This is a genomic window from Enterobacter sp. T1-1 (genome assembly GCF_000710795.1).
GTDB classification, from domain to species: domain Bacteria; phylum Pseudomonadota; class Gammaproteobacteria; order Enterobacterales; family Enterobacteriaceae; genus Enterobacter; species Enterobacter cloacae.
In genome coordinates, this window is the sequence record NZ_JALW01000012.1 from 57,444 (window position 1) to 77,134 (window position 19,691).

Here is a 19,691-nt window from a genome sequence, read left to right on the forward strand (position 1 = left end):
GCCTCCATTCTTTTCCGTAAAAAAGGATTGTCGGTGTTTTTTCTGACACCGACAAGCAAACCACGTTCAACTCGCGAGCAAGCCCCTATTTTTTCACCGCTTCGCCGTTCTGCCAGGCTTTTTGCAGCGCAGGCCAGTACTCGCGGTTTGCCTCGATCATCTCATCCAGAATCGCTTTCGCGTGCTCCATGGTCGGCACGGTACGGTTCAGGGTAAATGCCTGCAGCGCTTTCTCATAGCTCCCTTCAATGGTTGCTTCCACCAGCAGTTGCTCAGAGGCGAGCTGCTGTTGCAGCAGCGTCTGATGGAACAGCGGCACCTGGCCCACGCGGACAGGCTCTGGCCCCTCGGAGGTAATATAAGCGGGAACCTCGACGACCGCATCGTACGGCAGATTAGTAATTGCCCCGCGGTTTTCCACCATCACCAGATGACGGCTCCGCAGGTTGAAGGCCAGCGAGCAGGCGACATCGACGATAAACTCGCCGTGAACGCCAACGTGGAAGGCATCCGGCAGGATCCCGGTACGCTTATATTCTTCGGCTGCGGCAAACAGCTTTTTCTCACGCCCGTTCATCACTTCGTTAGCGCGAGTGTAGTCCGGGTTCTGATGCTCAACAATCTGGTTCGGCATCAGGTAGTACTGCAGATACGGGTTCGGCAGATACTCCGGGAAGTTATCCATGATCGGCTTGATGTTGCGCCAGGTTTTCACCCACGACGGATCGGAGTGCTGCGGGTCGGTTTTGGCGGCATCTTCCGTCAGCAGACCAAACTTCGCGATATGTTTACGCAGCTCCGGCAGCTTGTCCTCGCCGTCCACCAACACACGGGTAAACCAGCCGAAGTGATTCAGCCCAAAGTAGTCCACCTCCAGCTTGCGGCGATCGACCCCCAGAATGGCTCCCATGTTACGCATTGCGGCAACCGGCATATCGCAAATATTCAGTACGCGGGCATTTGGCCGCAGGCGACGCACCCCCTCTGCGACGATTGCCGCCGGGTTGGAGTAGTTTACGATCCATGCTTTTTCATGCGCGTAGCGATCCACCAGATCGATAAGCTCGACCATTGGCAGGATCGTACGCAGCCCATAAGCCAGCCCGCCGGGGCCGCAGGTCTCCTGACCAACCACGCCGTGGCGCAGCGGGATCTTCTCATCCTGCTCGCGCATTTTATACTGGCCAACGCGCATCTGGGCGAAGACGAAGTGTGCGCCGCTGAAGGCCACTTCCGGGTCATTGGTGACGGTAAATTTGATGCTCTGGCTGTGGTCGCGGATCACTTTTTCCACCACCGGGGCAATCGTGTTCTGACGCGCCTCGTCGATGTCGTAAAGGCGGATTTCGGCCAGCGGGAAGTCCTGCAGACGCACCATCAGGCTTTTCACAATACCTGGCGTGTAGGTGCTACCGCCGCCAGCAATCGACAGAATGAATGGGGGTGTAAACATCTTTAGCTCCTTTCAGAGAAACGTCTCAACGGCTTCTCGCATTTTTTTGACATGCAGCCCGTAGACCACCTGAACGTTGTTACCTTGTTTGATAATCCCTTTTGCGCCGGTCGCTTTCAGGCGCGGCTCATCAATGATGGCGACATCCTTCACCGTCACACGTAAGCGGGTGTAGCAGTTATCCACCACTTCAATATTTTCCCGGCCGCCCAGACCGACGACGATGGATTCACCCAGCCCGTCGTTATTGCCCTTCGCCTGGTACTCCTGTTTGCTGTAAAGGCGCGTCTCCTGGTCCTCATCTTCACGGCCTGGCGTTTTCATGTTGAAACGCAGGATCAGGAAGCGGAACACCACGAAGTAGAGGGCAAACATGATCAGCCCGACCACGATATACATCGGCCAGTTGGACTTCTCCGTGCCAAGCGGCAGGTTGTAGAGAATAAAATCGATAATCCCATTAGCGCCGATGGCGTGAACACCCAGCAGGGAGAACAGCATCATCCCGATACCCGTCAACACCGCGTGCACCACGAACAGCAGCGGGGCGACAAACAGGAAGGAGAACTCAATGGGCTCGGTGACGCCGACCAGCAGCGAAGTGAGCGCCGCCGGGATCAGAATCGCTTTTGCTGCCGCTTTACGCTCCGGCTTTGCGGTCATGTACATCGCCAGCGCCGCCGCCGGCAGGCCAAACATCTTACTGATGCCGCGCGCATCCCATACCACCGTGCTGCTGAGCTGTTTCACCTCCGGGCAGGCCATCTCCGCGAAGTAAATGTTGCGCGCGCCCTGATAAACCGTACCGCACACCTCTTGCGTGCCGCCCAGTTCGGTATACAGGAACGGGGTATAGACCAGATGATGCAGGCCGGTGGGCACCAGAATGCGCTCAAGGAAGCCGTAGATCGCCACGCCGAACGGACCAGAACCTTTGATGGCAAGCGCCATTGCGCTAATGCCGTGCTGGGCAAACGGCCACAGCTCGCTCATCACTACGCCGAGCAGCATGGAAACGGGCAGCATCACAATGGCGACAAAACAGTGACCAGAGTAAATCGCCATCGCGCCGTTAAACTGTACGCCGGAGTATTTGTTGTACAGGTATCCGGCAAGCGCGCCGGTCAGGATCCCGGCGAACACGCCCATCTCCAGCACCTGAACGCCCAGCACCATGGTCTGCCCGGCGGCTTTCATCTGTGCTGCGGGTGCCAGTTCGCCCTGAAGCTGTAGCGTGACGTTCATGGCGTTGATAAACACCACAAACGTCACCAGCCCAATCAGCGCCGCGTAGCCTTTGTCCCGTGTTGCCAGACCAATCGGGATGCCGACTGCAAACACCAGGGCCAGGTTAACCAGCACCGACACGGCAGATTTGGCGATCAGCTGGCCGATGTTCTGGATCAGCGGATGGCCGAGAAACGGCAGATACTCGGCCAGGTTGCCATTGCCCAGCACATTGCCAAAGGCGATAAACAGACCGACGATCGGTAAAATAAGTACCGGTCCGTACAATGATTTTCCGAAATTTTGTAGGGCGTTCACGGCTCGTTTCATGGCTTTCTCTCTTATTGAACCGCGCACTCGGGGTGCGTCTTGAGCTTAAAACTAGCAGGCTCCCGGCGAGCTTATCCAGCTATCTTCTTGTTTTAAAAACAAATGACGTCAAAGGTAACATGTGACGTTTGACGTTGTGATCGGCGTAACATCACCACGTTGACGATGCGAGCCGCCTTCCAGATTCTAAAAATGGACTTTTTGTATTAACGAAACTTGCGGATAATACTTATCCGGAAGACGACCAACAGGCTCCATGGGCCAGGGACAAAGGATGAAACCGTTTCGCTTAGCCGCGCTCTCTCTTGCGCTGCTCACCACGTTTACGCTTGTCGGCTGTGATAACAGCGACGATAAACCTCAGGCTGCGGCTCCCGCGGCATCTACAGCAACCACACCAAAAGCGGCCGAAAAGCCAGACGCTGACAAGCTGGCAAAACTGGCGGCACAAAGTCAGGGCAAAGCGCTCACTCTGCTTGATGCCTCTGAAGTGCAGCTGGACGGCGCCGCTACGCTGGTGCTGACATTTTCTGTTCCACTGAATCCGGATCAGGATTTCTCGAAAACCGTGCATGTCGTGGATAAGAAAAGCGGCAAGGTTGACGGGGCGTGGGAACTGGCGCCGAACCTGAAAGAGCTTCGTCTGCGCCATCTGGAGCCTAACCGCAATCTGGTCGTCACCGTGGAACGCGATCTGCAGGCGTTAAACAAAGCGACTTTTGGCATCGACTACGAAAAAGCCCTGACCACCCGGGATGTCGAGCCGACGGTCGGCTTCGCCAGCCGCGGGTCACTGCTGCCGGGGAAAGTCGTGGAAGGCTTGCCGGTCATGGCGCTCAACGTCAATAACGTGGACGTGAACTTCTATCGCGTGAAACCGGAGTCGCTGGCTTCATTCGTCAGCCAGTGGGAATACCGTAACTCGCTGACCAACTGGGAATCTGACAATCTGCTGAAGATGGCCGAGTTGGTTTATACCGGTCGTTTCGATCTTAACCCGGCACGCAACACGCGTGAAAAACTGCTGCTGCCGCTGAAAGATATCAAGCCGCTCCAGCAGTCGGGCGTCTATATTGCAGTGATGAATCAGGCAGGGCACTACAACTACAGCAATGCCGCCACGCTCTTCACCTTAAGCGATATTGGGCTGTCCGCTCACCGTTATCATAACCGTCTCGATATCTTCACCCAGAGCCTGGAAAACGGTGCGGCGCAATCCGGTGTAACCGTCACGCTGTTAAACGATAAAGGGCAGACCCTGGCTGAGGCGAACAGCGATGCCGACGGCCATGCAAAGCTCGAAACGGACAAAGAAGCCGCGCTGATCCTTGCCAGTAAAGATGGCCAGACTACGCTGCTTGACCTCAAGCTGCCGGCGCTCGATCTGGCGGAGTTCGACATTGCCGGTAGCCCGGGTTACAGCAAGCAATTCTTTATGTTTGGCCCGCGTGACCTCTATCGCCCAGGCGAAACGGTGGTCCTGAACGGCTTACTGCGCGACAGCGACGGTAAACCGCTGCCCGCGCAGCCGGTGAAGCTGGATGTGCTTCGTCCGGACGGGCAGGTAGCGCGTACCGTCGTCGTCCAGCCGGAGAACGGTCTCTATCGCTTTAACTATCCGCTGGACAGCGGGGCGCAAACCGGCATGTGGCATATCCGCGCCAATACGGGCGATAACCAGCAGCGTCTGTGGGACTTCCATGTCGAAGATTTTATGCCAGAGCGTATGGCGCTGAATCTGAGCGGACAAAAAACGCCGGTTTCACCGCAGGATAACGTCCACTTTAACGTGGTGGGATATTACCTGTACGGCGCACCGGCCAACGGTAATGCCCTGCAGGGGCAGCTCTTTTTGCGTCCACTGCGTGAAGCGGTTCCGGCGCTGCCTGGCTTCCAGTTTGGCGATATCGCCGAAGACAACCTGAGTCGCAGCCTGGATGAAGTGCAGCTTACGCTTGATGAACAGGGGCGTGGGCAGGTCTCTACGGAAAGTCAGTGGAAAGAGGTGCACTCTCCGCTTCAGCTGATCCTGCAGGCCAGCCTGCTGGAATCAGGCGGTCGTCCGGTGACGCGTCGTGCTGAACAGGCTATCTGGCCAGCAGCCGAATTACCGGGTATTCGTCCTCAGTTCGCCAGCAAGGCGGTGTATGATTACCGCACCGATACCACCGTTAACCAGCCTATTGTCGATGAAAACGGCAACGCCAGTTTCGACATTGTCTATGCCGATGCCAGTGGGGCGAAAAAGGCTGTGTCCGGGTTACAGGTGCGCCTGATCCGCGAACGCCGCGACTACTACTGGAACTGGTCAGAAAGCGATGGCTGGCAGTCTCAGTTTGATCAAAAAGATCTCATTGAAGGCGAGCAGGAGCTGACCCTCAAGGCCGATGAAACGGGCAAAGTGACGTTCCCGGTAGAGTGGGGCTCCTATCGTCTGGAAGTGAAAGCGCCTGATGACATGGTCAGCAGCGTACGTTTCTGGGCCGGGTACAGCTGGCAGGATAACAGTGACGGCACGGGAGCCGCGCGCCCCGACCGCGTGACCCTGAAACTGGATAAGCCTTCTTACCAGCCGGGTGACACCATCCAGCTGCATATCGCCGCACCTGCCGCGGGTAAAGGCTATGCGATGATCGAATCCAGCGAAGGGCCGCTGTGGTGGAAAGAGATCGACGTTCCGGCCAACGGACTGGATCTCTCTATTCCGGTAGACAAAGCCTGGAAACGCCACGACCTCTATCTCAGCACGCTGGTGGTTCGCCCTGGCGATAAATCCAAATCCGCCACGCCGAAGCGGGCGGTTGGCCTGCTGCATCTGCCGATGGGGGATGAAAATCGCCGTCTGAATATCGCGCTGGATAACCCGCAGAAAATGCGCCCTAACCAGACGCTTTCCGTGAAAGTAAAAGCCAGCGTGAAAGAGGGCCCGGTACCACAGAAAGTGAACGTGTTGGTCTCCGCGGTGGACAGCGGCGTGCTGAACATTACCGATTACGTCACGCCGGATCCGTGGCAGGCCTTCTTTGGTCAGAAGCGCTATGGCGCGGATATCTACGATATCTACGGCCAGGTGATTGAAGGCCAGGGACGTATGGCCGCGCTGCGTTTTGGTGGTGACGGCGATGAGCTTAAACGCGGCGGTAAGCCGCCGGTGAACCATGTCACCATTATCGCCCAGCAGGCACAGCCTGTGACGCTTGATGCGAATGGTGAAGGGTCCATCACCCTGCCAATTGGAGACTTCAACGGTGAGCTGCGTCTGATGGCGCAGGCCTGGACGGAAGAGGATTTCGGCAGCAGCGAAAGCAAAGTGATTGTGGCCGCGCCGGTCATTACCGAGCTTAATACGCCGCGCTTCCTGGCAAGCGGCGATACCTCACGGTTGACACTGGATCTCACTAACCTGACCGATCAGCCGCAAACGCTAAATGTGGCCTTAACCACGACCGGCAAGCTGTCGCTGGAAGGGGCACAGCCGCAGCCTGTCAAACTGCCACCGGGTGCGCGCAGCACGCTGTTTATTCCGGTGCGTGCACTGGAAGGTTACGGTGACGGCGAAGTGACGGCGCAGGTAACAGGACTTCAGCTGCCTGGCGAGACCTTCGCTCCGCAGCAGAAGAGCTGGAAAATCGGCGTCCGTCCTGCGTTCCCGGCGCAGACGGTGAATACCGGGGCCATGCTGAACCCGGGTGAGTCCTGGACTGCGCCAGGGCAGCATATCAACGGCTTCTCTCCCGCTACATTGCAGGGACAACTGCTGCTTAGCGGCAAACCGCCGCTTAATCTGGCGCGCTATATCCGTGAGCTGCAGGCATATCCTTATGGCTGTCTTGAACAAACCACCAGTGGCCTGTTCCCGTCGCTCTATACCAACGCGTCACAGCTGAAGGCGCTTGGCATTAAAGGCGACACGGACGACAAACGTCGTGCTGCCATTGATATTGGCATCTCCCGCCTTCTGCAGATGCAGCGTGATGACGGTGGTTTTGCGCTCTGGGATAAAAACGGTCCGGAAGAGTACTGGCTGACTGCCTATGTCACTGACTTCCTGGTGCGTGCCGGTGAGCAGGGCTACAGCGTGCCGACGGATGCGGTCAATAATGCCAATAGCCGACTGCTCCGCTACCTGCAGGATCCGGGCATGATGTCCATCCGCTACAGCGACGATACCCAGGCCAGCAAATTTGCCGTGCAGGCCTATGCCGCACTGGTACTGGCGCGCCAGCAAAAAGCCCCGCTGGGTGCGTTGCGTGAAATCTGGGATCGTCACGGGCAGGCGGCTTCCGGTCTGCCGCTGATGCAGCTCGGTATGGCACTCAAACTGATGGGGGATGCCCCGCGCAGCCAGCAGGCGCTGGATCTGGCCCTCAAAACGCCGCGCAACGACAGCAGAAACTGGATGGCGGATTACGGTAGCGCACTTCGTGATAACGCGCTGATGCTCTCCCTTCTGGAGGAGTACAAGCTGCTGCCGGATGCGCAAAATAGGCTGCTGAATGCCCTGTCTGAACAGGCCTTCAGCCAGCGCTGGCTGTCTACGCAGGAGAGTAACGCGCTGTTCCTGGCCGGACGTTCGCTACAAACTCTGTCCGGAGCATGGCAGGCGGAAACCTCACTCTCGGGTAGCGCATTGAGCGGTGACAAGGCGCTGGTGCAGAATATGAATGGCGATCAGCTTGGTGCGCTGCAGGTGACCAACACCGGCACGGCACCGCTGTGGGTGCGTCTGGATAGCACCGGTTACCCGGACTCAGCCCCTCAGCCATCCTCGAATGTTCTGCAGATTGAACGCCATATTCTGGCAACCGACGGCAGTTCGAAATCGCTCTCTTCGCTGAAGAGCGGTGAGCTGGTGCTGGTATGGCTGGAAGTGAAGGCCAGCCAGAACGTGCCGGATGCGCTGGTGGTGGATCTCCTCCCGGCGGGTCTGGAGCTGGAGAACCAGAACCTGGCGAGCAGCAGCGCCAGCCTGCAGGACAGCGGCAGCGAAGTGCAGAACCTGCTTAGCCAGATGCAGCAGGCGGATATTCAGCATATGGAGTTCCGCGACGACCGCTTTGTGGCCGCAGTGCCGGTGAACGAAGGGCAGCCGGTTACGCTGGTTTATCTGGCGCGCGCCGTGACGCCGGGAACGTACCAGGTACCGGTGCCGCTGGTGGAGTCCATGTATGTTCCGCAGTGGCGGGCAACGGGTGCGGCCAGTGGCCCGCTGATTGTTGTACCGTAATATGTCAGTTGCACGTCTGATACGCTCCCGCTGGCTGTGGCTGGCGGGGGCGCTTCTCATTTTATGGGGGCTGATTGTCGCCGCCGACCGCCTCTGGCCGTTGCCGCTGAAAGAGGTTAACCCCGCCCGGGTGGTGGTGGATGAGAAGGGCACGCCGCTCTGGCGTTTTGCCGACAGCGAAGGGATCTGGCGTTATCCGGTCACGATTGAAGAGGTCTCTCCTCGCTATCTTGAGGCCCTGATCCAGTATGAAGATCGCTGGTTCTGGGAGCATCCAGGCGTGAATCCTTTCTCTGTGCTGCGCGCCGCCTGGCAGGATCTGACGTCCGGTAAGGTTGTCTCCGGCGGCAGTACACTGACCATGCAGGTTGCGCGTCTGCTGGATCCGCATCCGCGCACCTTTGGCGGTAAAATTCGTCAACTCTGGCGGGCGATGCAGCTTGAATGGCATCTCTCCAAGCGCGAGATCCTCACCCTCTACCTCAACCGCGCCCCGTTTGGCGGGACGCTCCAGGGAATAGGTGCCGCAAGCTGGACCTATCTGGGTAAACCGCCATCACAGCTCAGCTATTCCGAAGCGGCCCTGCTGGCGGTGCTACCTCAGGCCCCCAGCCGTTTACGCCCGGACCGCTGGCCAGCGCGGGCGGAGGCGGCGCGCAACAAAGTGCTCGACCGGATGGTAACGCAGGGCGTCTGGTCAGCCCGACAGGTTAACGAATCCCGTGAAGAGCCGGTATGGCTGGCTCCCCGGCAGATGCCCCAGCTGGCGCCGCTCTTCGCACGCATGATGCTGGGAAAAAGCCGTGATACCAAAATTGTCACCACTCTGGATGCCGCCTTACAACGGCAGCTGGAAGAGCTGGCAATGAACTGGAAATCCCGCCTGCCGGCGCGCAGTTCGCTGGCGATGATCGTCGTGGATCATACCAATATGAAAGTGCGCGGCTGGGTCGGTTCGGTGGATATTAACGATGACACCCGCTTCAGCCATGTGGATATGGTGAATGCGATTCGATCCCCGGGATCGGTACTGAAACCTTTTATCTACGGTATGGCGCTCGACGATGGACTGATCCATCCCGCTTCGCTGCTTCAGGATGTCCCCAGGAAAACCGGTGATTATCGTCCCGGTAACTTTGACAGCGGATTCCATGGGCCGGTGAGCATGAGCGAAGCGCTGGTGCGCTCCCTTAATCTGCCTGCCGTGCAGGTGCTGGAGGCGTACGGGCCTAAGCGTTTTGCCGGCATGCTCAGCAACGCAGGGTTGCCGCTTATTTTGCCTGCGGGGGCGCAGCCAAATCTGTCGTTGATCCTGGGCGGGGCGGGAGCGCGGCTGGCTGATATTACTGCTGCCTACAGCGCTTTTGCCCGCCACGGTAAAGCGGGAAGGCTGCGCTTGCAGCCAGGTGATACGCTGGTTGAACGTCCGCTGTTGTCACCCGGCTCGGCCTGGATTATTCGCCGTATTCTGGCGAATGAAGCCCAACCGTTACCGGATAACGCACTGCCGCAGGTTGCGCCGCTGGCATGGAAAACGGGCACCAGCTACGGCTATCGCGATGCCTGGGCCATTGGCCTGAATGCGCGTTACGTGATTGGCATCTGGACCGGAAGGCCAGACGGCACGCCCGTGGCGGGACAGTTTGGTTTTGCCAGTGCCGTGCCGCTGTTAAATCAGGTGAATAACCTGCTTCAGTCGCGCTCAACGATAGACGAAGCGCGCCTGCCACTCGATCCGCGCCCGGAAAGCGTCGGGCGAGGCGTGATCTGCTGGCCTGGTGGGCAATCGTTGCCGGAGGGCAGTGAAAACTGCCGTCGACGCCTGTCGACCTGGCTGCTGGAAGGGAGTGAGCCGCCGACGCTGTTGCTGCCGGAGCAGGAGGGCATCCGCGGGATCCGTTTCCCGATCTGGCTGGATAAAACTGGCAAACGCGTTGCGGCAGATTGCCCGGATGCCACAGAGAAAGTGCTGGACGTCTGGCCGCTACCCCTGGAGCCGTGGCTGCCTGCAGCAGAAAAAAGAGCGGCACGTCTTCCGGCACCTTCAACGGTTTGTCCACCGCTGGATGATAACAATGCGGCACCGCTAATGATTTCGGGTGTCAGAGAGGGGGCGGTCATTAAACGTCTTCCGGGTGAGGACAATGTGACAATTTCCGTCACGACCAGCGGGGGAGAAGGGCAGCGATGGTGGTTTTTAAATGGCGAGCCTCTTGAACATAAAAATCGGAATTTTTCAATGCAGTTATCTTTGCCCGGTAAATATCAATTAGTTGCCATGGATGAGGCCGGGAAATTGGCTACGCTTAATTTTGAATTAAGCCGCTAACCCCTACTCCCTATTAATTAGCTTGATAATAATCAATGTTCGTTCCTGCGAAAAAACGAGAATGCGTTTTTATTTGAAGGAATGAGCAATGACAAAAATAAAAAGCCAGGGAGACGGCCTTTTACCCGCTGTATCCCGACGTCAGTTTATCCAGGCCGGGTCGGCGCTTGCTGCCCTGCCGTTTGTCGCCCGCGTTGGCAAAGCAAAGGCGAGTGAAGGCACCGCCGCACAAGACGAGCCTGCGGAAAACATTATTCAGACCTGCAGCACATTTGACTGCGGGGGGAAGTGTGATATTCGGGCCCACGTCAACGATGGCGTGGTGACCCGAATTTCTACGCGCCCGGATAATGAGCTGGATCCGCAAATGCCGGTGATGCGCGCCTGCGTTCGTGGCCGGGCTTACCGGAAATTTGTTTACCATCCTGACCGTTTAAAATATCCGATGAAACGCGTGGGTAAGCGCGGTGAAGGAAAATTTGAACGTATTTCGTGGGATGAAGCTACCACGCTTATTGCCGAACGGTTAAAAACGATCACGCAACAATATGGCGCAGCCTCGCGCTATGTTCATGTGGGTACGGCGGTTTCCGGGGGCACCTTTTCCGGGGATAAGATGGTCCGTCGTTTGCTCAACTTAACCGGCGGATACCTTGAAAGCTATCATTCGGTCAGTATGGGCAATACAGCTGCCGCGACGCCTTACACCTACGGCACCGCCGCCAGCGGCAGTTCGCTGGATACACTGCAGGATACCCGGCTGGTGATCCTCTGGGGTCATAACCCAACGGAGACCATTTTTGGTCACAGCAACCACTATTTCCAGAGGATGAAGCAAAACGGCACGCGTTTTATCGTGGTCGATCCACGCTACTCAGATACCGTTTCATCCCTTGCCGATCAATGGATCCCCTTATTACCGACGACCGATAACGCGCTGATGGACGCGATGATGTACGTTATCGTCACGGAAAACCTGCACGATCGTGAATTTATTCAGCGCTATACGCTGGGCTTCGATGAAGCCTCAATGCCTGAAGGTGTGCCCGCCAACGAGTCTCTTGTCGCCTATCTGACCGGTGCGAAAGATGGAGTGGTGAAAACTCCCGAATGGGCAGAGCAAATTACCCATGTGCCAGCGCAGACCATCCGGCAGCTGGCACGCGACTATGCCACAACAAAACCTGCCGCGTTAATTCAGGGCTGGGGTCCACAGCGCCACAACTGCGGCGAACGCACCGCGCGTGGCTCTACGCTGCTGGCAACGCTGACGGGCAATGTTGGCGTAAAAGGTGGGTGGGCTGCAGGATATGGTGGTTGTGCCAACCGGAAATTTGCGGTCGGTCCTGACATGCCGGATAACCCGGTCAAAGCAAAAATATCGGTGATGAACTGGGTTCAGGCCGCTGACGATGCCTCACAGGTCACACCGGATGTCGGCCTGAAGGATGCTGAAAAGCTCGACAGTAATATCCGCATTCTGTTTTCTCTGGCGGGTAACTATCTTGCTAACCAGAACCCCGATCTGCACCAGGCGACACGGGTACTGGAAGACGAGTCGAAAATTCAGTTCATCGTGGCAAGCGATCTCTTCATGACGCCGAGTGCCCGCTATGCCGATCTTCTGCTGCCGGAAACCAGCTTTATGGAACGCTGGAATATCGGTGAAACCTGGGGGACCGCAAGCTATCTGATCCTGTCGGAAAAGCTGATCAAACCCGAATTTGAACGCCGTTCAGACTATGACTGGCTGCGCGAAGTAGCCGCTAAGCTGGGTATCGAACCGGCCTTCAGCCAGGGGCGGGATGAAAAGGCGTGGATTGAACACATATGGGAGCAGACACGCCTGGCGATGCCAGAGGAAAACTTGCCTGACTTCGCGACGTTGCAAAAGACGCGGCAACATCTCTTCAAAAGCGCACCGTATGTCGCTTTTGAGGACAATATTCGCGACCCGCAAAATCATCCCTTCCCGACGCCCTCCGGAAAAATTGAGATCTTCTCGAAGCGTCTTTACGACATGCATCACCCGGAAATCCCTGCGCTGTCGCATTACGTGCCAGCCCATGAAGGACCGGAGGATGAACTGGCGAAGACGTTCCCGCTACAGCTCATTACCTGGAAGGGGAAAAACCGCGCCAACTCCACTCAGTATGCCAACCCATGGCTGATTGAGGTTCAGCAGCAAAAGTTATGGATTAACCCACAGGACGCGCAAAAACGCGGTATTGCGCAGGGAGATACCGTGCGTATTCACAATGCACGGGGGATATGTGAAATCCCGGCCGAAGTCACGCCGCGCATCATTCCTGGCGTTGTTGCCATGCAGGCTGGCGCCTGGTGGCAGCCGGACGAGCGGGGCATTGATAAAGGTGGCTGCGCGAACGTGCTCAGCTCCGCCCGCATTACCGCACTTGCGAAAGGGAATTCTCATCAAAGCATGCTGGTGGAGGTAGCAAAAGCATGAGTCAGTTTAAACACTACGCGCCGGTGAGCGACAAACAGCTGGGCTTCTATATCGACTCATCCCGCTGCTCGGGCTGCAAGGCCTGCCAGGTGGCGTGCAAAGATAAAAACAACCTTGAACCCGGGCGTCGTTTCCGTCGCGTGTACGAAATCAACGGCGGGAATTTCATCCCAACCGGCCAGGGCGGCGTCAGCAATAACGTTTTTGCCTACACACTTTCTGTCTCCTGCAACCACTGTGCGGATCCTGTCTGCACCAAAAACTGCCCGACCACCGCGATGCATAAGCGTCCGGGTGACGGCATCGTGCGCGTCGATACGGATAAGTGCGTCGGCTGTGGATACTGTGCGTGGTCATGCCCCTATGGCGCGCCGCAGCTCAACGAGCAGACCGGGCAGATGTCCAAATGCGATTTTTGCGTGGATCTGCAGGCGAAAGGCGAACAACCTGTCTGCGTGGCAACCTGTCCCCTTGAAGCGATCAAATTCGGGCCGATTGATGAACTTCGGGCGAAATACGGTGTGGTCTGTGACGTGAAGGGATTGCCTGATTCCTCCATCACCAAACCGAACCTGGTGATCAAAGCACATCAGGGCGCAGAGAAAGAGGGGACACGTCATGCATGAGTTACCGTTGCTGATTTTTACCCTGTTCCTTCAGGGATCGGTAGGCGTTACGCTCTGGCTGGCGCTCGGAGGCGCGCAGGCTTTGCCGCGTAACGCGCTGCTGCCTGCTGCCGGGGCATTCGTGCTGGCCTGCCTGGGGCTGCTCGCCTCGACGCTGCATATGGGCTACCCGCTCAATGCTCTCAACGCGCTGCGCCACGTATCCAGCTCCTGGCTGAGCCGTGAGATTGTATTTGCCAGCCTTTATCTTGCGGCGCTTGGTCTTGCGACGCTGCTGATGTTCGCGAAAAAACCAGGCTGGAAGCCGCTTCTGGCGGTGGCGGGTCTTGTCGGGCTGGTGGACGTGTTCTGCATGGCGCAGATTTATATCCATACGTCGGTTGTCACCTGGCAGCACATCAACACGCTGGTGCTGTTCATCGGCTCGGTGGGAATCATTGGCTCAGCCTGCGTGGCCGTTGGGGCGCCTTCCCGGATTAACCTGCGCGCGGCGGTTGTGATTATTACGCTGCTGGTGCTTGTGCGTCTGGTGATGCAGCCCGTCTGGCTGGCAGACATTACAGCCATGGACAACACCGTGGTGACACTCCCTCACGCTCCGTTACGGATGCTGGAGCAACTGCGCACGGTGCATCTGCTGAGCTGGTGCGTTTCCGTTGCGGGCATGCTGTGTTTTGCCGCGGGCGGTCTGAAGGCCGCGCGAGGCCCGGTGCTGCTGGGCAGCGCATTACTGATTGTGGGTGAGCTAATGCTGCGCTTCGTTTTCTTCAGTATTGGCTGATGGCCGGATTAACGCTTATCCCGGCGATGGACGTGACGCATGCTTGCGTTCGTCGCCGTTTCCGCCATGCCTCCTGCCACGCCTGTGCGGACGCTTGCCCTGTGCAGGCGTTCTCTTTTACGGACTCGGGCGTTCTGATTGATGACAGCCGATGTATTGAATGCGGTGACTGCCTGTTTGTCTGCCCAGCCGGAGCCATTACCGGCATCGTACCGCGAAAACGCTTTTTGCGTGGAGATACGCTTGTCGGGCCGTTTGCGGAACGCGCACCTGGAGTGAATGAGCTGCTACTGTGGCACGCGCAATACCGCGTTCGTTTTATCAGTATTGAGGTGGAGCATCATCCTGACTGGCTGCTGACGCTTGCCCGGCTTAATCTTACGCTTCGCCGACGCGGTGAAGCGGCGTGGGCATTTAAGCTCATCCCGCACAACGAGGTGAATCTCGCCCGCCGTGCGCTAATGCACGTTCCCCGCGAGGATGTTCGTGCCTGTTGCGTCATGCCCGGCCTGCCTGAGTTGCGAAGGGCTTTTCCCGCGTTTAGCGAGGCAGAGATCGCTCTCGACGCCGGAAAGTGCGTGCTGTGCGGGGCGTGCTGGCGAAGCTGTCAGGAAAAGGCGATTCGTTTTGAGAGCGCCAGTCTGAGGGTGGAAACCGAATATTGCACCGGTTGCGGTGGTTGTGAAGCGGTTTGCCAGCATGCGGCGATAAAAGTGACACAAACAGAGGGAATAGCGAAAACGGTAACCATGCCCGCATATGAGGCCAATTGCCAGACGTGCCGTCGTCGGTTCTGGTCATTTACGCCTGAAGAAAAGCAGTGCCCGCTCTGTTTCCACCATCACTACGGGATGCGAAATCTGTCCTGTTGCTAATCTTCGTCTCATTTTAAAAAAATGTTATGTATAACCATAGGCAATGGCGCTATTGCTCTTTATAATCCGCGCCACACCATACTCAGGTATGCAAAAACAACAGAACATTTTACAGAGGTTATCAATGGCTATTGAACGTACTTTTTCCATCATCAAACCAAACGCGGTGGCAAAAAACGTTATTGGCAGCATCTTCGCTCGCTTTGAATCAGCAGGGTTTAAGATCGTTGGCACCAAAATGCTGCATCTGACCGTTGAGCAGGCTCGCGGTTTCTACGCTGAGCATGAAGGTCGCCCATTCTTTGACGGTCTGGTTGAGTTCATGACCTCTGGCCCGATCGTTGTATCCGTGCTGGAAGGCGAAAATGCGGTACAGCGTCACCGTGACCTGCTGGGTGCAACCAACCCGGATAACGCGCTGGCAGGTACGCTGCGCGCTGACTACGCTGACAGCTTCACCGAGAACGGCACCCACGGTTCTGACTCTGTTGAATCTGCAGCGCGCGAAATCGCTTTCTTCTTCGCAGAAGGCGAAGTGTGTCCACGTACCCGTTAATTTAACGGTTTCGTTTACACATTATTTTCGTAAATGCCACGTGCAAACGTGGCATCCCTGCGCCAGACTTTGTACAATGCAACGCCCCGGACGAGCAGAACGCTTTCCGGGGCGTTTCTTTTCAACCCTCCATGGGCCATAACGTGTAACAACGAGGCCGGAAAATATTATGTCTGAATTAGTGAATACCTCCGAAGTCGCCACGCCTGCGGTTCCAAATAAAAATGGAAAAATTAACCTGCTGGATCTGAACCGTCAGCAGATGCGCGAGTTCTTTAAAGAGTTGGGCGAGAAGCCGTTTCGTGCCGATCAGGTCATGAAATGGATGTACCACTATTGCAGCGACAATTTTGATGACATGACTGACATCAACAAAGTGCTGCGCAACAAGCTTAAAGAAGTGGCTGAAATCCGCGCACCGGAAGTGGTGGAAGAACAACGCTCTTCAGATGGCACCATCAAATGGGCGATTGCCGTTGGCGATCAGCGTGTTGAAACCGTGTATATCCCGGAAGACGATCGCGCCACGCTGTGCGTCTCTTCTCAGGTTGGCTGTGCGCTGGAGTGCAAATTCTGCTCAACCGCGCAGCAAGGTTTTAACCGTAACCTGCGTGTATCGGAAATCATTGGCCAGGTCTGGCGTGCCGCGAAAATCGTTGGCGCGGCGAAAGTGACCGGAACCCGCCCAATTACCAACGTGGTGATGATGGGGATGGGTGAACCGCTGCTGAACCTGACTAACGTGGTTCCGGCAATGGAAATCATGCTGGACGATTTCGGTTTTGGCCTCTCCAAACGTCGCGTGACGCTCTCTACGTCAGGCGTGGTGCCGGCTCTGGATAAGCTGGGCGACATGATTGACGTGGCACTGGCCATCTCTCTGCATGCGCCAAACGATGAAATCCGTGACGAAATTGTGCCGATCAACAAAAAGTACAATATCGAAACCTTCCTTGCGGCGGTGCGTCGCTACCTGGAAAAATCCAACGCCAACCAGGGCCGCGTAACCATCGAGTATGTGATGCTCGACCACGTGAACGACGGTACCGAGCATGCGCATGAACTGGCTGCACTGCTGAAAGATACGCCGTGCAAAATTAACCTGATCCCATGGAACCCGTTCCCGGGAGCGCCGTATGGCCGCAGCTCGAACAGCCGTATCGACCGTTTCTCGAAGGTGTTGATGGAGTACGGTTTCACCACCATCGTGCGTAAAACCCGTGGTGATGATATCGATGCCGCATGCGGTCAGCTGGCGGGTGATGTGATTGACCGAACCAAACGTACCCTGCGTAAACGCATGCAGGGCGAGACGATTGCGGTCAAAGCTGTTTGATTATTATGCAATCACGGCGCATTATTGCGCCGTGAAGCATAATCTTACTGAATAATCAGTCAGATTCGTGATGACTGAGTAATAATTACGGTGCGTTTCATACGACTTTCGGGCAGTATGTAACGACGTAACAACAGTTTAGCTTCACGGGCAGGGCGCACTGTCATCTCCGGGCTGACAGTCTTATACTGACTGTTCAAGGTTAACTGACCAGAAGTTTCGCGGTGCGGGTGGCATTGTGACTCACCGGCACCTGAACCCTTATTTTTCACGTACCAGTAGTTGTAGCGAATGAATACTGAAGCCACTCACGACCAACATGAAGCACTCTCCACTGGCGTTCGTCTTCGCAACGCCCGTGAACAACTCGGACTCAGCCAGCAAGCCGTTGCAGAACGCTTGTGCCTGAAGGTTTCCACGGTTCGCGATATTGAAGAAGATAAGGCACCTGCCGATCTGGCTTCAACATTCTTGCGCGGGTATATCCGCTCTTACGCAAAACTGGTGCACATCCCCGAAGACGAATTACTGCCAATGATGGAGAAGCAGGCACCGGTTCGTGCAGCCAAAGTTGCACCGATGCAGAGCTTCTCTTTGGGCAAACGTCGTAAAAAACGTGATGGCTGGCTGATGAGCTTCACCTGGCTGGTGCTGTTTGTGGTGGTCGGCCTGACCGGCGCATGGTGGTGGCAAAACCACAAGGCGCAGCAGGAAGAGATCACCACGATGGCCGATCAATCCTCTGCCGAACTTAACCAGGCCGGAAACGGTAACGCGCAGAGCGTTCCACTGAGCACTGAAAGCGCGGCAACGTCCAGCGAGCCACAAACCGCGACGACCGATACGCCAGCTACCGACGCTGCGCAGACCCCAGCGGCAACGGCTAACACGTCAGCGCCTCAGACGCAGGCTCCAGCGCAGGATCAAAACGCGGTGGTTGCACCTTCTCAGGCTCCTGTGGATACCGCAACGAACGCACCGGCGGCGAACACCGCTGCACCTCTGCCGACCGATCAGGCAGCTGTCGCAACGCCCGCGGTTGACCCTAACGCGCTGGTGATGAATTTCACTGCTGACTGCTGGTTAGAAGTCACTGACGCAACAGGTAAAAAACTGTTCAGCGGCCTGCAGCGTAAAGATGGCACGTTAAACCTAACCGGTCAGGCACCGTATAAACTTAAAATCGGCGCTCCGGCAGCGGTACAGATCCAGTATCAAGGAAAACCTGTCGATCTGAGCCGCTTTATCAGAACTAACCAGGTTGCACGTCTTACCGTTAATGCCGAACAATCAGCAGCACAGTAACAGACGGGCTACGCGGGAGATTTTTCATGCATAACCAGGCTCCGATTCAACGTAGAAAATCAAAACGGATTTACGTTGGGAATGTGCCAATCGGCGATGGGGCGCCTATCGCCGTCCAGTCGATGACCAATACGCGCACCACGGATGTGGAAGCGACGGTCAACCAAATCAAAGCCTTAGAACGCGTAGGCGCGGACATTGTTCGCGTCTCCGTGCCGACCATGGACGCCGCAGAGGCGTTCAAACTGATCAAACAGCAGGTCAGTGTGCCGCTGGTTGCAGACATCCACTTCGACTACCGCATTGCGCTTAAAGTTGCCGAATACGGCGTCGACTGCCTGCGTATCAACCCAGGCAACATCGGTAACGAAGAGCGTATCCGCATGGTGGTGGACTGCGCACGCGATAAGAACATCCCCATCCGTATCGGCGTGAACGCCGGTTCTCTGGAAAAAGATCTGCAGGAAAAATACGGCGAACCCACGCCGCAGGCGCTGCTTGAATCCGCGATGCGCCACGTTGATCATCTGGATCGTCTTAACTTCGATCAGTTCAAGGTCAGCGTAAAAGCCTCCGATGTCTTCCTGGCGGTAGAGTCCTATCGTCTGCTGGCAAAGGAGATCGATCAGCCCCTGCACCTTGGGATCACCGAAGCGGGTGGCCTGCGCAGTGGCTCTGTCAAATCAGCCATTGGCCTTGGTCTGCTGCTCTCGGAAGGGATCGGCGACACCCTGCGCGTTTCGCTGGCGGCCGATCCGGTCGAAGAGATCAAAGTTGGCTTCGACATCCTGAAATCACTGCGTATCCGCGCACGTGGGATCAACTTCATTGCCTGTCCAACCTGTTCACGTCAGGAGTTTGACGTCATCGGAACCGTGAATGCCCTGGAGCAGCGTCTTGAAGACATCATCACCCCAATGGACGTCTCCATCATCGGTTGTGTGGTGAATGGCCCGGGTGAAGCGCTGGTGTCAACGCTGGGCGTCACCGGCGGTAACAAGAAAAGTGGTCTCTATGAAGATGGCGTTCGTAAAGATCGTCTGGATAATAGTGATATGATCGACCAGCTTGAAGCGCGCATTCGTGCCAAAGCGTCGATGATGGACGAAGCGCAGCGCATCAGCGTTCAGCAGGTTGAAAAATAACGTGATGGGAAGCGAAGTGCTTCCCATGTATGAT

At 56.6% G+C, this 19,691-nt stretch carries 12 protein-coding genes; 10 read left to right on the plus strand and 2 right to left on the minus strand.

Annotation, left to right across the window (positions count from 1 at the left end):
- Nucleotides 1-85: 85 nt before the first annotated feature.
- Nucleotides 86-1,453 (minus strand): 6-phospho-alpha-glucosidase, encoded by a 1,368-nt coding sequence (locus AK59_RS0105440; protein ID WP_023620126.1) that lies wholly within the window; start codon nucleotides 1,451-1,453, stop codon nucleotides 86-88.
- Nucleotides 1,454-1,465: 12 nt separating this feature from the next.
- The gene (locus tag AK59_RS0105445) at nucleotides 1,466-3,010 is read right to left on the minus strand and encodes a PTS transporter subunit EIIC (protein ID WP_029882236.1); all 1,545 of its coding nucleotides are present in this window, start codon (nucleotides 3,008-3,010) and stop codon (nucleotides 1,466-1,468) included.
- 274 nt (nucleotides 3,011-3,284) lie between these two features.
- Between AK59_RS0105445 and AK59_RS0105450 the strand changes: the two genes are divergently transcribed.
- From AK59_RS0105450 to ispG, 10 genes are all read left to right on the plus strand, one after another.
- Nucleotides 3,285-8,237, plus strand: coding sequence for an alpha-2-macroglobulin family protein (locus AK59_RS0105450; RefSeq protein WP_029882237.1), 4,953 nt, complete (start codon nucleotides 3,285-3,287; stop codon nucleotides 8,235-8,237).
- Nucleotide 8,238: 1 nt separating this feature from the next.
- The gene (gene pbpC / locus AK59_RS0105455; protein ID WP_029882238.1) at nucleotides 8,239-10,566 is read left to right on the plus strand and encodes a peptidoglycan glycosyltransferase PbpC; all 2,328 of its coding nucleotides are present in this window, start codon (nucleotides 8,239-8,241) and stop codon (nucleotides 10,564-10,566) included.
- Nucleotides 10,567-10,654: 88 nt separating this feature from the next.
- The gene (locus AK59_RS0105460; protein WP_029882239.1) at nucleotides 10,655-13,033 is read left to right on the plus strand and encodes a DMSO/selenate family reductase complex A subunit; all 2,379 of its coding nucleotides are present in this window, start codon (nucleotides 10,655-10,657) and stop codon (nucleotides 13,031-13,033) included.
- Entirely contained in the window at nucleotides 13,030-13,659 is a 630-nt protein-coding gene (locus AK59_RS0105465) for a DMSO/selenate family reductase complex B subunit (protein ID WP_013098282.1), read from the plus strand. Before AK59_RS0105460 ends, AK59_RS0105465 begins: the two co-directional genes overlap by 4 nt.
- Entirely contained in the window at nucleotides 13,652-14,440 is a 789-nt protein-coding gene (locus AK59_RS0105470; protein ID WP_029882240.1) for a dimethyl sulfoxide reductase anchor subunit family protein, read from the plus strand. Before AK59_RS0105465 ends, AK59_RS0105470 begins: the two co-directional genes overlap by 8 nt.
- Complete coding sequence (locus AK59_RS0105475; RefSeq protein ID WP_029882241.1) at nucleotides 14,440-15,315, plus strand: 4Fe-4S binding protein; 876 nt, start codon at nucleotides 14,440-14,442, stop codon at nucleotides 15,313-15,315. Before AK59_RS0105470 ends, AK59_RS0105475 begins: the two co-directional genes overlap by 1 nt.
- Before the next feature lie 124 nt (nucleotides 15,316-15,439).
- Entirely contained in the window at nucleotides 15,440-15,871 is a 432-nt protein-coding gene (gene ndk / locus AK59_RS0105480; protein WP_003860625.1) for a nucleoside-diphosphate kinase, read from the plus strand.
- Nucleotides 15,872-16,040: 169 nt separating this feature from the next.
- Nucleotides 16,041-17,207, plus strand: a complete 1,167-nt coding sequence (locus tag AK59_RS0105485) for a bifunctional tRNA (adenosine(37)-C2)-methyltransferase TrmG/ribosomal RNA large subunit methyltransferase RlmN (RefSeq protein WP_013098279.1) — start codon at nucleotides 16,041-16,043, stop codon at nucleotides 17,205-17,207.
- A gap of 291 nt (nucleotides 17,208-17,498) precedes the next feature.
- Nucleotides 17,499-18,512, plus strand: a complete 1,014-nt coding sequence (gene rodZ / locus AK59_RS0105490; RefSeq protein WP_029882242.1) for a cytoskeleton protein RodZ — start codon at nucleotides 17,499-17,501, stop codon at nucleotides 18,510-18,512.
- A gap of 26 nt (nucleotides 18,513-18,538) precedes the next feature.
- Complete coding sequence (gene ispG / locus AK59_RS0105495) at nucleotides 18,539-19,657, plus strand: flavodoxin-dependent (E)-4-hydroxy-3-methylbut-2-enyl-diphosphate synthase (protein ID WP_029882243.1); 1,119 nt, start codon at nucleotides 18,539-18,541, stop codon at nucleotides 19,655-19,657.
- Nucleotides 19,658-19,691 lie beyond the last annotated feature (34 nt).

Bases quoted from the DNA above. Each gene is read 5' to 3' on its own strand.
- pbpC (WP_029882238.1), top strand. From the start codon at position 8,239: ATGTCAGTTGCACGTCTGATACGCTCCCGCTGGCTGTGGCTGGCGGGG.
- AK59_RS0105445 (WP_029882236.1), bottom strand. From the start codon at position 3,010: ATGAAACGAGCCGTGAACGCCCTACAAAATTTCGGAAAATCATTGTAC.
- ndk (WP_003860625.1), top strand. From the start codon at position 15,440: ATGGCTATTGAACGTACTTTTTCCATCATCAAACCAAACGCGGTGGCA.
- ispG (WP_029882243.1), top strand. From the start codon at position 18,539: ATGCATAACCAGGCTCCGATTCAACGTAGAAAATCAAAACGGATTTAC.
- AK59_RS0105470 (WP_029882240.1), top strand. From the start codon at position 13,652: ATGCATGAGTTACCGTTGCTGATTTTTACCCTGTTCCTTCAGGGATCG.
- AK59_RS0105450 (WP_029882237.1), top strand. From the start codon at position 3,285: ATGAAACCGTTTCGCTTAGCCGCGCTCTCTCTTGCGCTGCTCACCACG.
- rodZ (WP_029882242.1), top strand. From the start codon at position 17,499: ATGAATACTGAAGCCACTCACGACCAACATGAAGCACTCTCCACTGGC.
- AK59_RS0105460 (WP_029882239.1), top strand. From the start codon at position 10,655: ATGACAAAAATAAAAAGCCAGGGAGACGGCCTTTTACCCGCTGTATCC.
- AK59_RS0105475 (WP_029882241.1), top strand. From the start codon at position 14,440: ATGGCCGGATTAACGCTTATCCCGGCGATGGACGTGACGCATGCTTGC.
- AK59_RS0105485 (WP_013098279.1), top strand. From the start codon at position 16,041: ATGTCTGAATTAGTGAATACCTCCGAAGTCGCCACGCCTGCGGTTCCA.
- AK59_RS0105440 (WP_023620126.1), bottom strand. From the start codon at position 1,453: ATGTTTACACCCCCATTCATTCTGTCGATTGCTGGCGGCGGTAGCACC.
- AK59_RS0105465 (WP_013098282.1), top strand. From the start codon at position 13,030: ATGAGTCAGTTTAAACACTACGCGCCGGTGAGCGACAAACAGCTGGGC.